Source organism: Hymenobacter daeguensis, assembly GCF_054780555.1.
In genome coordinates this window covers 22,487-35,413 of record NZ_BAAGWC010000009.1, presented here as the reverse complement: position 1 = coordinate 35,413, position 12,927 = coordinate 22,487, and the positions used below count along the sequence as shown (strand labels likewise).

General features: G+C 64.0%; 11 protein-coding genes. 4 read left to right on the top strand and 7 right to left on the bottom strand.

The annotated features are described in order from the left end of the window. Positions 1 to 55: 55 nt before the first annotated feature. The 6 genes from ACYVHT_RS11830 to ACYVHT_RS11805 all read right to left on the bottom strand — a co-directional run bounded on the left by ACYVHT_RS11830 (position 56) and on the right by ACYVHT_RS11805 (position 4,955). Positions 56 to 1,504 carry a BamA/TamA family outer membrane protein gene (locus tag ACYVHT_RS11830; protein WP_460551631.1) on the bottom strand — a complete coding sequence of 483 codons (1,449 nt, stop codon included), beginning with the start codon at positions 1,502 to 1,504 and terminating at the stop codon, positions 56 to 58. Positions 1,505 to 1,513: 9 nt separating this feature from the next. Beyond that, positions 1,514 to 2,188 (bottom strand): CBS domain-containing protein, encoded by a 675-nt coding sequence (locus ACYVHT_RS11825; protein ID WP_460551628.1) that lies wholly within the window; start codon positions 2,186 to 2,188, stop codon positions 1,514 to 1,516. Positions 2,189 to 2,322: 134 nt separating this feature from the next. Beyond that, the gene (locus tag ACYVHT_RS11820) at positions 2,323 to 3,099 is read right to left on the bottom strand and encodes an alpha/beta fold hydrolase (RefSeq protein WP_460551625.1); all 777 of its coding nucleotides are present in this window, start codon (positions 3,097 to 3,099) and stop codon (positions 2,323 to 2,325) included. Between the two features lie 98 nt (positions 3,100 to 3,197). Continuing rightward, positions 3,198 to 3,788 carry an anthranilate synthase component II gene (locus ACYVHT_RS11815; RefSeq protein WP_460551622.1) on the bottom strand — a complete coding sequence of 197 codons (591 nt, stop codon included), beginning with the start codon at positions 3,786 to 3,788 and terminating at the stop codon, positions 3,198 to 3,200. 80 nt (positions 3,789 to 3,868) lie between these two features. Further along, a complete protein-coding gene (locus tag ACYVHT_RS11810; protein ID WP_460551619.1) occupies positions 3,869 to 4,399 on the bottom strand; it encodes a CvpA family protein in 531 nt (176 codons plus the stop codon). Between the two features lie 94 nt (positions 4,400 to 4,493). Beyond that, complete coding sequence (locus tag ACYVHT_RS11805) at positions 4,494 to 4,955, bottom strand: GatB/YqeY domain-containing protein (protein WP_460551616.1); 462 nt, start codon at positions 4,953 to 4,955, stop codon at positions 4,494 to 4,496. Between the two features lie 276 nt (positions 4,956 to 5,231). Between ACYVHT_RS11805 and ACYVHT_RS11800 the strand changes: the two genes are divergently transcribed. From ACYVHT_RS11800 to ACYVHT_RS11790, 3 genes are all read left to right on the top strand, one after another. Further along, a complete protein-coding gene (locus ACYVHT_RS11800) occupies positions 5,232 to 5,945 on the top strand; it encodes a pyridoxine 5'-phosphate synthase (RefSeq protein ID WP_460551613.1) in 714 nt (237 codons plus the stop codon). Positions 5,946 to 6,184: 239 nt separating this feature from the next. Further along, entirely contained in the window at positions 6,185 to 7,222 is a 1,038-nt protein-coding gene (gene mnmH, locus ACYVHT_RS11795) for a tRNA 2-selenouridine(34) synthase MnmH (RefSeq protein ID WP_460551610.1), read from the top strand. Between the two features lie 165 nt (positions 7,223 to 7,387). After that, a complete protein-coding gene (locus ACYVHT_RS11790; protein ID WP_460551607.1) occupies positions 7,388 to 10,687 on the top strand; it encodes a T9SS type A sorting domain-containing protein in 3,300 nt (1,099 codons plus the stop codon). A 107-nt stretch (positions 10,688 to 10,794) separates the two neighbouring features. On the opposite strand, the gene ACYVHT_RS11785 is transcribed toward ACYVHT_RS11790, so the two are convergent. Beyond that, positions 10,795 to 11,793, bottom strand: a complete 999-nt coding sequence (locus ACYVHT_RS11785) for an AAA family ATPase (RefSeq protein ID WP_460551604.1) — start codon at positions 11,791 to 11,793, stop codon at positions 10,795 to 10,797. Positions 11,794 to 12,249: 456 nt separating this feature from the next. On the opposite strand from ACYVHT_RS11785, the gene ACYVHT_RS11780 reads away from it, so the two are divergent. Then, positions 12,250 to 12,927: hypothetical protein (locus ACYVHT_RS11780; RefSeq protein ID WP_460551601.1), on the top strand; the 678-nt coding region annotated here is incomplete at its 3' end.

Below are 12,927 nucleotides of genomic sequence, written 5' to 3'. Positions count from 1 at the left end.
CAGAGGCTTAACGTATCGGGCGGCGAGGCAATAATTTAGTAATTACCCCGAGCAGCTATATCGGGAATTCGGCGCGAAAGAAGTAGCCGGTCTGGCCCAGGCCGTTGAGGGTATACTCGGCGGTGAACACACGGTCGTAGAAAGTAACGAGGTGCAGGCCGAGGCCACCGGCGCGCAGAAATTGATTGGCAAGACGGTTTTGGGGCAGGGGATGCGGGGCGACGACGTAGCCGGCATCGGCAAAGATATTGAGATAGAGCGCGAGCGGAATGGCGTTGACCTTGGGATTGTCGGAATTGAGCTGAATGACTTTGGGCTGAAACAGGCGGTAGGAAAAGCCCTGCTGGACCAGGCCATAATGGCGGCCGTCGATGACGTACTCATCGTAACCGCGCACCAGGTCGTCGTAGCCCAAGGCGCGGGTGTCGGGATAGGAGAAGCGGCGCGAGAGCCGGCCCTGCGCCGTGAGGCCGAAGCTGTAGTAGAACCGGTGGCCCAGCGACAGGTAACGGGCGTAGTTCAGGCGCAGGGTGGTAAGGCCGGGGGTGGTATTGTCCAGAAAAACGCGGTGCGTGAGCGTGGCCTGCGCATACTTGCCGGTGAGGGGGTAGGCGAAGGTGTTGCGCTGGTTGCGGGTACTGGTGAGGGTGAAATCGAGAAACTCACGCTGGGTACGCCCCAGAAAATAGTCGTAGTTGTAATAGTTGACGGAGTCGCTGATTTGCTCGCGGTGATACGAAACATCGAACGCCGTGCGAAACTGCACGGTGTGCCGGAAACGCAGGCCAGCCGTGGCGTAGAAGCGCTGGATGGGAAAGCCTTCGTCGGCGCGGTAGGGCACCAGGCGGTCGGCCAGGGTGATGTAGTCGAGGGCGTGGCTTTGGTAGAAGGAAGCGCCCACGCCAAAGCCCAGGCGGCGGTAGCGCCCCACGCCCGGCACTTCGTAAAACAGCTCGTACTTGCGGTTGAAGCCAAGCTGCAGGTTGGCAATTACCTGCTCGTTGCGGCCCCGAAAGTTGGTTTTGGTGAGGTGAACGCCGTAATCGACCCGCCGCCAGCGGTCGGAGCGGTTGAGCCAGGAGCGCAGGTTGCGGTCGGCCAGCGAGAGAATGGGGACGGGAAAGGTGTACCAGCGCTCCTGCACCCCAAACACGATGAGCAGGCGGCCGTTGGCACAGCTGGCCTGGGCCACCACGGCGTGGAACAGCTGGAGGTTGAACAGCCGGCGGCGGTTGGCTTCGAGGCGGGCGGGCAGGTCGGCGAGGGTGAGGGTATCGCCTTCGTGAAAATCCAATTCAGCCCGCAGAATGCGCTCTTTGGTGACGGCATTACCCGCATAAAGAATGGTGCCGACTGCCGCCCGGCTCACGCCCGGGCAGGGCACAATGCGCACCAGGGTATCGGTGGGGGCCACCACGGGGCGCAGAGGCCGCAAGGTGTCGGCGGGCGTTTGGGCCAGACCGGCAACCAGCAGCCGCAACGACAAAAGTAGAATTCCTAACACCCGATTCGTTTAGACGCTCAGGTAGCGCAGGAGCGCATCGTAGCGCTCCTGCTCGTCCTCGTTGGCCACGGCCACGCCGCTGAACTGAGCCGTAACCACGTAGCCAAACCGCTCCAGCGTGGCCGTGATGCGGGCCAGGTTGTCGGTATTGAGCTTGATGGTGAGGCGGATGCGGTAGGGGTCCACTTCGTCCTGCGCCACCTGGGCGCTGATGATTTTGGCGTTATTCTCCTCCACATAGCGGCTGATTTGGGTGAGCGAGTAGTCGCGCTCCTCCATGCTCAGCACAATGATGCCGCCTTGTCCGCCGGCCGGGTGCTGCCCGAAAGCAGCCAGCGCATCGGCAATAGTGACCACGCCGGCGTACTCATGCCGCTCATCAACGACGGGCACGAGCTGGATTTTATTTTCGATGGCCAGCTCCATCACGCGGTAGAAGTGCTGGTCGGGGCGCACGTACACGTCGCCAAAGTTGAGTGGCAGCTCGGAGAGCAGGGTTTCGGGGTCGTCGAAGTCGGCGAGGTCGGATTCGGTGACGAGGCCGCGGTAGTGGCGGTTGTCGAGCACGGGCAGCTGGGCCACGTGAAACTCATCGAGCCAGCGCGCTGCTTTGCCCGCCGAATCGGTGCCCTTCAGGGGCGGTATCATTTCGTTGAGTAAGTCTTCGGCGAGCAGGGCGGACATATTCTGGCGGATAACGGGTTAGGAAATAGTAGAAGCGGGAATTAAGTGGAAAGGAATAGGGTGAAAGATAAAATAGTACCGGATAGGATGATGAAACGCTGAACAACAATCGGGCCGCCGCGAAAATATGCCGTTTAGGCAGCTATGGCGGGGGCCGCTTCGGTAGTACGCAAAAACCGGCTCAGGTAGGCATTAAATCCGGCGGGGCGCTCCATCATGGGGGCGTGGCCGCAGTGGTCGAGGAAGCGCAGCTCGGCGCGGGGCAGCAGGGTGGCAAACTCGTGGGCCACGGGCGGCGGGGTGATGGTATCGTTCAGGCCCCACACCAGCAGTACGGGCACCTTTATTTTGGTTAGCTCCTTGCTGAGGTTATGGCGTTGGGCCGAGCGCGCGATGGAGATGATGCGCAGGCACTTGGCGTTGGAGTTGGTGATGGCGAAAACTTCGTCAATCAGCCCCTTGGTGGCCACGGTGGGGTCGTAGAACGTGTAGCCGACCCGTTCCTGCACGTAGCTGTAGTTGCCACGCTTGGGGAAGGAGCCCCCCATGCTGTCCTCGAACAGGCCGCTGCTGCCGGTGAGCACCATGCGGCTGACGCGGCCGGGATTCTTGAGCGTGTAAACCAGCGCAATGTGGCCGCCCAGCGAATTGCCGAGGACGGTGAAGGCAGGCGGCAGGCCCACGGCAGCAATAAAGCCTTCGACGTAGGCCACGAGGCCGGGCACGCCGGCCTGGGTGAGGGGCATGTCGTACACGGGCAGCAGCGGAATGACTACGCGGTAGCTGGCCGAAAACGCATCGACCACGCCCTGCCAGTTGCTGAGGGCCCCAAACAGGCCGTGCAGCAGCAGCAGCACCGGGCCCTGGCCTTCGTCCACAAACTCGTACCCTTGCTCCTGCTTCGTTTCCATGCGCGTGGTCTGTGTTCTGAATTGTTGGTTTTCGCGGCGGGCCGCTGCGGCTTTTGCCATCAGAAACCTGCCGCTGGCTACGAGCAACCAATAACTCGCTAGGCGGTTTTGGCAATGATACAACAGCGAAGCCAATTGCCCAAAATGGCCAGCCCGTGCGGGGTGAGCAGCGCTTCGGGGTGGAACTGGACGCCGTAGAGCGGCAGCGTGCGGTGCCGCAGGGCCATGAGCTCGGCCGGGGGGCCGGGGGTGCGGGCCAGCGGCACCAGGGCCGGCGGCAGGGGCTCGCTCACGATGAGCGAGTGGTAGCGCGTGATGAGCTGCGTGGCCGGGAGCCCGGCAAACAGCGCCTCGGCGGTGTTGCAGTGCATTTCGGACACTTTGCCGTGCATGGGCCGGGCGGCCCGCGTCACGGTGGCCCCGAAGAACTCGCCCAGCGCCTGGTGGCCCAGGCACACGCCCAGCATGGGCACGTCCTTATGGTAGGCCCGGATGAGGGCCGGCATCACGCCGGCCTGGGACGGGGTGCCGGGGCCGGGCGACAGCACCACTCCGTCGAACGACTCGACGTGCAGCGCGGCCAGGGGCACGTCGTTGCGCCGCACCACCACTTCGGCCCCCAGCTGGCGGAGGTAGTCGGCCAGCGTGAAGGTGAAAGAATCGAAGTTGTCGAGGAGGAGCAGGCGCACGGCGGAAGGATTGAGTTTTGAGGGTTGGGGGGGGTGAGTTGCCGAGGAGGAGGTTGCAGGCTCAACTCACCCTTCAACCCTCAACCCTTCACAAAGGCGGTACGCATACGCACGAGCAAATCCTGGGCGAAGGGCAGCACGTAGCCGGTGATTTGCAGGGCCAGCGGGGTGGCTTGCCGCACAATGGGCAGCACCTGCGAGCCGGCCACGAGCTTGGGCGAGAGCAGGTGCACGCCCGCCACGCCGGTGCCGTAGAGCAGCAGGCTGAGGCCGAGAATCCACTTCAGCACGCCGGCAGCCCCGCCGAGCAGGTTGTCGAGCACGCCGAGGGGGGTGAGGTGCACGGCGGTTTTGAGCAGGCCGCCCAGCAGGTGCACGCCCCACATAATGCCCACAAACACCAGCGCAAACGAGAGCAGCGGCAGCATCCCGAAGGCATCGCCCACGTACTGCCGCACCAGGGGCACGGCCGCCGAAAGCAGGCTCAGCCCCCCGATGGCGGCCAGCACGAAGGCCAGCAGCGACACCACTTCCAGCACCAGCCCGCGCCGAAAGCCCTTCACGGCCCCAATGCCGAGCGGGAGAAGCAGCAGGATGTCGAGGGCAGTCATGTTTTCAATGAGTGAATGGGTGAATGGGTGAATGAGCGACTAGACGAATGACCCCATTCCCCCATTCGCTCATTCACCCATTCACTCATTGAAACTACAGATTCGTGTTGTTCAGCAGGTGGCTCAGCACGTCGGAGATGCGCTTGCCATCGGCCTGGCCGGAGAGCTCGCGGGCGGCTACGCCCATTACTTTGCCCAGGTCGGAGGGGCCGGTGGCGCCCACGCGCTGGATGATGTGGACCAGCTTCTCGACCAGGTCGGCTTCGGTGAGCTGGGCGGGCAGAAACTCTTCGATGATGGCCAGCTCGGCCAGCTCGGTTTCTTCGAGGTCGGAGCGGAACTGCTCCTTGTAGATGGCGGCGGCGTCGCGGCGCTGCTTGGCGGCTTTGTTGAGCAGCTTGAGCTCGGCTTCGCGCGTGAGGGCTTCGCCGTGGGCGCCGTCGGCGGTTTCGGCCAGCATGATTTGCGATTTGATGCTGCGCAGGGCGGTGAGGCGCACTTTGTCTTTGGCAAGCATGGCCTGTTTGATGGCGGCGTCGATGTCGGTTTTGAGCATGGGAAGTGAGTTGGGGTATGGGGGTGTGCGGGTAGGAGGGCGTGGGGCAGGAAGGTGTAAATTTGACCCGAAGCTACGGCTCCAATTGTCATCCTGAACGTAGCGAAGGACCTTACGGCGTTTGCAGTCCGTCGTCCTGCGCGCCGCGAAGGACCTTACCACGGTTGCGCTGATTGGTTTACGGCTAACCGTTCGGCCGGGATAAGGTCCTTCGCGGCGCGCAGGATGACAGCTGGTTTTCGTCACCACCCCACCAATCCGCCCATCCACCACGCCATGACCAAGCTCAGCGTCAACATCAACAAACTGGCTACCCTGCGCAACGCCCGGGGCCACAACCGCCCCGATATTCTGCAGGCCGCGCGCGACATCGAGCGCTTCGGGGCCGAGGGCATTACGGTGCACCCGCGCCCCGACGAGCGCCACATCCGCTACCAGGACGTGCGCGATTTGAAGCACATCGTGACCACGGAGCTGAACGTGGAGGGCAACCCCACCCCCGATTTCCTGGACCTGTGCCGCGAAGTGCGCCCCGAGCAGGTGACGCTGGTGCCCGATGCGCCCGACGCCATCACCTCCAATGCCGGCTGGGACGTGGTGACGCACCAGCAGTTTCTGCGCGAAGTGGTGGCCGAGCTGAAGGGCATGGGAGCCCGCGTGAGCATCTTCCTCGACCCCGACGTGGCCCTGGTGGAGGCCGCCGTGAGCACCGGCACCGACCGCATTGAGCTCTACACCGAAGCCTACGCCGTGCAGTACCTCGCCGACCGCGAAGCCGCCGTGGCCCCCTACCGCGCCACGGCGGCCCGCGCCGGCCAGCTGGGCCTGGGCGTGAACGCCGGTCACGACCTCGACCTCGACAACCTGGCCTGGCTGCACCAGCAGCTGCCCGAGCTGGCCGAAGTGAGCATCGGCCACGCCCTGGTGTGCGATGCCCTCTACCTGGGCCTCGAAAACACGGTGCAGCTCTATAAAAGGCAGCTGCGGTAGGCCGGGCAGCGCTGCCCGGCCTGGCTGAGGCACCTCGGAAGCACCCGCCATTGGTGGCGGGCCCTCCTTGAGGCCCTAAGGACGGCTCGCCACCGGTGGCGGGCCATGCTTGAGGCCTTGAGGACGGCTCACCATCGGTGGCGGGCCATGCTTGAGGCCCTGAGATGCACCAACCGCGCGCGGCGGATGCTTCTTAGGGTCCGCCGGTTATTTTCTTTCTACGCACGTACACTGCTGCCATGCCCCGCCTTTCCCTTTCCGAGTTTGAAGCCCTGCCCTACCCCATTCTGGATGTGCGGGCCCCCGTTGAGTTTGCCCACGGCCACGTGCCGGGGGCGCTCAATCTGCCGCTGTTTACGGACGAGGAGCGGGCGCGCATCGGCACCACCTACAAGCAGGTGAGCCAGGAGAAGGCCGTGCACCTGGGCCTGGAGTTTTTCGGACCGAAGATGTCGGCCATGGCCAAGCAGGCCAAAAAGCTGGCCCCCGGCAAGGAAGTGCGCCTGCACTGCTGGCGCGGCGGCATGCGCAGCGGCGCGGTGCTGTGGCTGCTGGAGCTGGCCGGCTTCAGGGTGCACCTGCTCGACCACGGGTATAAGGACTACCGCCGGGCCGTGCTGGCCTCGTTTGCCCAGCCCCGGCAGTGGCGCGTGCTGGGCGGCCTCACCGGCAGTGGCAAAACCGATGTGCTGCACCAGCTGGCCGCCATGCCCGGCGAGTACGTGCTCGATTTGGAAGGGCTGGCCCACCACAAGGGCTCGGCCTTCGGCAGCATTGGGCAGCCGGCCCAGCCCACGCAGGAGCAGTTCGAGAACAACCTGGCCGCCGCCCTGGCGCAACTGCCGACGGATGCGCCCATCTGGGTAGAAGACGAAAGCCGGCAGATTGGCCGGCTCACCATTCCGGCCGCGCTGTTTGAGCAGCTGCACCGCGCCCCGCGCTACGTGCTGGAAGTACCGCGCGCCGCCCGCGTGGCCAAGCTGGCCGCCGAGTACGGGGCCGAAGCCCCGGCCGAGCTGGCGGCGGCCATCGAGCGGCTGCAAAAGCGCCTCGGCGGCCTGGCCACCAGGCAGGCGCTGGCCGCGGTGGAGGCCGGCGACTTCGCGCGCATGGTGGAGCTGGTGCTCGATTATTATGACAAAACCTACGCTTACGGCCTGGTGCCCCGGCCCGGGGAGCCGCCCCGCACGGTGGTGCCCGTGGCCGGCTGCGATGCCGCCGCCAATGCCCGGCAGCTGGCAGCGGCTGCAACCACGGCCCCGGTTAGCCGACTCTAGTGGCCGACGCGAAGGCGGATTACCGTCGCATTTGCGGCAAACGACGTATTTTGCCCCCAATTCCCCCTTCCGGTTACCAAAACCGCGCATTGCGTCCATAATGCCGCGGTTTCATCCACCACTTTTCGTTAACTTTTTCCTATTTCCCACTTTTCCCCATTTTCCATGTTGACAAACTTACACGCGCGGCTCAAACAAGCCGGCCGGTGGCTGCCAGTGGCATTGCTGCCGCTGCTGCCCCTCGCGGCACGGGCCCAGGCCCCTGCCAATGACAACCCCTCCGGGGCCATTGCGCTGCCCCTGGGTGCCACCTGCACCCCCCTCAGCACCACCAACACCGGGGCCACCACCACGGCGGTTACCGGCCTGGGCTACACAAACCCCGGCTGCGGCATCGCCGCCAGCCCCAAGGATGTGTGGTACACCTTCACCACGGCCGCCAGCGGCCAGCAGGGCAGCACGGCGGTTACCATCACGGTATCCGGTACGCCGGCCGGCCAGGTGCGGGTATTCTCGAGCACGGGTGGCGCAGCAGGTCCGTTCGTGACCGTGGGTTGCGCGGCAGGCACCACCAACAACACGCAGGCACCCGCTCTCGCCCTGCGCGGCCTCACCCCGGCCACTACGTACTACGTCGATGTATCGGGCTACGGCTCGGCCGACACGCAGGGGGCCTTCACCATTTGCGCCACTACGCTGGTGCTGCCCGCCAACGACGTGGCCGTATCCGGCATCTATTCGCTGGGCCAGGTGGCCCTGGCTTACAACTCGCCGCAGGTGGCGCGGGCCGTGGTCACCAACCTCAGCCTGGGTGCGCTCACCAACGTGCCCGTGACGCTGACCGTGTCGGGCGCTACCACGTTCACCTCTACGCAAACGGTGGCTTCGCTGGCCCCGAACGCCTCGGCCACGGTAACGTTTCCGGGCTACACGCTGGCCGCCACGGGCGTGAATACGCTCACCGTGACGGTGCCCACCGATGACGTGACCTCCAACAACAGCCAGGTATTTACCCAGAACGTGACGGCCAACCGCCTGGCGTTCGTCGATGGCACGCAGCCGCTCAACGCTACGGGCGTGGGCATTGGTGCCGCCGGGGGCATTCTGGCCGCCAAATACAACCTGGCTACCGCCGGCACCATTGCCAGCATTACGCCTTCGTTTGTGGGTGCCGGCGCGGGTGCCACCACCTACCAGGTTCAGCTGTATGATGCTACCGGCACGGGCGGCACGCCCGGCACCCTGCTCTACACCTCGCCGACCCAGACGCGGCCCACGGCCACGGGCTCGCCGGTAGTGAGCGTGCCCAACATTCCGATTGCGGCCGGCGACTTCTACGTAGCCATCAAAGAGCTTGACCTGAACGTGGGCCTGGGCTACCAGGTAGAAGACCCGCTGCGTCCCACCACGTTTTACTTCCAGGTGCCCGCCGGGGCCTGGACGGCTGTGAACACGACCACCCTGCGCACCCGCCTGGCCCTTGAAGTGAGCGTGGTGCCGGCTCCGGCCTGCGCCGCCGTGCAAAACCTTACCACTACCGGCGTGACCACCACGGCCGCCAACGTAACGTTTACGCCCATCACCGGTGCTACCTACACGGTGACTTACCAGGCAGGTACCGGCGCGGTGCAAACCGTTACGCCCACGCCTTCGGCTTCGCCCGTCGCGCTGTCGGGCCTCACGCCCAACACCACCTACACCGTGACGGTGGTAACCAACTGCACGGGTGGCACTACGTCGGCCGCCGTGACCACGACGTTCACCACGGGCTCGACGGCTCCGGCCAACGACGAATGCACCACGGCCACGGCCCTGACCGTGGGCACCACCTGCACCAATACCCTGGCCACCAACGTTGGCGCCACGGCTTCGACCGGTGCCCCCGCGCCGGGTGCCAACTGCTTCCTGGCTACCACGCCCATCAGCAACGATGTGTGGTACACGGTGGTGGTGCCCGCCAGCGGTAACCTCACCGTGACGACCAGCACCGCCACCGGCACGAGCGTAACGGATACCGGCCTGCTCGTGTACTCGGGTACCTGCGGCAACCTCACCGAAGTAGGCTGCAGCGACGACATCAGCGGCACCAACTTCTTCTCGAGCGCAGTAATGACCGGCCTCACGCCCGGCGCTACACTGTATGTGCGCGTGTGGAGCTTCGGCACCACGCCCACCGGCCAGTTCAACATCTGCGCCACCAACCCGGCCGTTGTTGCCAACGACAACCCAACGGGTGCCGTGACGCTGACGCTGGGCACCACCTGCACGCCCACCAGCAGCACCAACGTGGGTGCCACCACCACCGCCCCCTCGGGCTATACCAACCCCGGCTGCGGCGTAGCGGTGAGCCCCATCGACGTGTGGTTTAAATTCACGACGGCCGCTACCGGCGTAGGCAGCACCGATGCCAGCATTCAGGTAACGGGCGCACCGGCCGGTCAGGTACGGGTATTCTCGGCGGCTAGCGCGGCGGGTCCGTTCACGCAGGTTGGCTGCGCCGCCGGCACTACCAACAACACCGTGGCCGGCCCGGTACGCCTAACCGGCCTCACCCCCAACACCACGTACTACATCGCCGTGTCGGGCTACGGCTCGGCCGACACGCAGGGGGCTTTCACCATCTGCGCCGTGGGCCTGGCTGCTCCCGCCGCCCCTTCCTACGCCACGCTGCCCTATTCGGAGAGCTTCGAAAACACTTGGATTAGCGTAGTGAACACCAACGAAGCCCCTAACAACAGCTGGCGCAACACCCCCACTTCGGGCAACAACTCGTGGCGCCGCGAAGATGACGGAGCCTCGGCTTCCTGGACCAGCCCCACTTCGGGTGCTGTTACGCCCAGTGCTACGCTGGGAACGCACGCCGCTCGTTTCCACAGCTACTATGCCCCCAACAACGCGCTGGGCAACCTCGACCTGTACGTGAACATGAGCACCTCGACCAATGCCAAAGTGCTGAACTTCGACTACGTGAACCTAACGGGTACCGACTCGCTGAAGATATTTGTGAGCACCAACGGCGGGACCACGTTTACCGCTGCGCCGGTGCGCCAGCTTGGCGTGAGCGCTACGTTTGCTCCGGTGCAGGGCATCACCATTGCCAGCACGTCGGCAACGACCGTGATTCGCTTCCAGGGGAAATCGGATTTCGGCGATGATGACATCTACATCGACAACCTGCGCCTGAGCGTGGTGACGGCCGCCCAGAACGCTGCCCTGGCCGCCAACGTGAACCTCTACCCCAACCCGGCGCACCAGAGCTTCCAGCTCAGCGTGCCGGCCGGTATGCGCAACGCCTCGGCCCAGCTCATCAACGCCCTGGGCCAGGTGGTGCAGACGCGTCAGCTGAGCCTGCCTGCTGCTGGTGGCACTACCAGCTTCAACGTGAGCGGCCTGGCCGCTGGCGTGTACTCGCTACAACTCCAGTCGGGCGCCGACCTGGTAGTGAAGCGCGTGGTGGTGGAATAACCCTCCCTGCTTCGCATAAAAAAAGGGCTGACCGCATGGTCAGCCCTTTTTTTATGCGAAAACGGCAGCGGTAAGGGATGGAGAGGAATAACGTCCCGCTCCCCGCTTTAGCTGATGGGCACCTTGCGCAGAATGGCCTCAATCAAGTCCTGGGTGCGGATGCCGTCGGCCTCGGCCTCGTAGGTGAGCAGGATGCGGTGGTTGAGCACGTCGGCGGCGACTTCCTTAATGTCTTCGGGCAGCACGTAGTCGCGGCCTTCGAGGTAGGCCACGGCCTTGGAGGCGCGGTGCAGGGCAATGCTGGCCCGGGGGCTGGCCCCAAACTGCACGGCCGAGGCAAACTCGGGCAGGTCGTAGTCGGTCGGGCGGCGGGTGGCAAACACCAGTTCGATGAGGTATTTCTCCAGCGTATCGGAAATCTGCACCTGGTTGATTTGCTGGCGAATGCCGAAAATATCGGCCTTGGTCAGGATGGGCTGCACGTCTTCCACAAAGCTGAGGTTGGCCATGCGGCGCATTACCTCCAACTCGTCGGCTTTCTTGAGGTAGTCGACGTGCACTTTCAGCATGAAGCGGTCGACCTGGGCCTCGGGCAGCGGGTAGGTGCCCTCCTGCTCCACGGGGTTTTGGGTGGCCAGCACCAGAAAGGGCAGGTCGAGCGGATAGGTGGTATCGCCGATGGTGACCTGCTTTTCCTGCATGGCTTCGAGCAGGGCGCTCTGCACCTTGGCCGGCGAGCGGTTGATTTCGTCGGCCAGCACGAGGTTGGCGAAAATCGGCCCTTTCTTGACCTCGAAGATGGACTGGTTCTGGTTGTAAATCATGGTGCCCACCAGGTCGGAGGGCAGCAGGTCGGGGGTGAACTGCACGCGCTGGAAGTGCAGGTGCAGCACCTTGGCCAGTGTGGAGATGGTGAGGGTTTTGGCCAGGCCGGGCACGCCTTCGAGCAGAATGTGGCCGCCCGTGAACAGGCCGATGAGCAGGCGGTTGAGCAGCGGCTGCTGGCCTACCACTACCTTGCCCATCTCGGTAAACACCTGGCGGATAAGGGGATGGTAATCGACGGGAGTGGATGGCGAAGCAGGAGCGTCGGAAGCAGGGTGCATAGGGAGCAACGTATTGCGAAACTGTGGCCGCAAGGTAGGCACCAGGGGGGAAGCAGCCATTATGTTCAGGACTGGCCCCTACCGGCTGTTCCGGGTCCCCCGGTGCTGGTTGCTGGCCCGGCCTCGGAGCGGCCTGCGTTCAGCTTGCCAACGGTGGCTGCCGCAGCTTAGCGCGGCACTAATGGTCAGCTGTGCGCTCTTTATGAATTTAATAGCGCCGGCCGTCATAACGAACAAACTCCACTATATAATAGGAAAGAAAATTTGCTTTTCAACAATTAAACTCCCTACTTATACCCAATAAGCCGCTACTCATTTATCGTGGCTTATTAAACGTCCATTTTCACTCATCACCCTTTACAAAAGTCAGGTATGCAAAATCCTCTACTGACCAGGTGGCTTAGCAGGCCACTTTCTGCTTTTAATAGGATGCCCCGCTGGGGGCAATGCCTATTGTTGCTCTCAGTGCTGCTGGGCAGCAACGTTGTGCAGGCGCAGACGGTAACCATCCCGGCCGCCAACACGAATACCGGCTCAACCCGCTTCCCAATGGGCTCGTGGTTTGGGTACGAGCGCACGGCGATGCTCTACACGGCGGGCGAAATCAGTGCGAGCGGCACGATTACCAGCGTCGGTTTTTATCTGAACTCCGTGTCGTCGCCGGGGGCACCGCCCGTCAGAATTCTGATGAAAACCACAGCGGCCACCACCCTGACCTCCGCGACGGTGGCCACCGAGGAAACCGGCGCTACACTGGTATATAATGCAACCCCCGCCGTGGGCAGCTATGTTGCAGGACAATGGGTTACGCTCACGCTGAGCACTCCTTTCGCCTACGCAGGTACTTCCAACCTGGAAGTTATCGTGGAAACCAATGCTACGGGCGGCGGCAACGAAGGCAGCACAAGCAAGCAATTCCGCTACAGCACGGCCACCGGCCGGGCCCAGACCTGGGCCACGGATAATTCTCCGCCTACGAGTACGGGCTCCATTACATCCAGCCGCCCCAATATTCAACTTGCTGGTCTGACGCCGCTGGCCTGCGGGTCCCCATCGGGGCTGACGGCCGGCAGCATCACCAGCACCACGGCCAGCGTGAGCTTCACGGCCGGCAGCGGCAACACCAGCTACGCC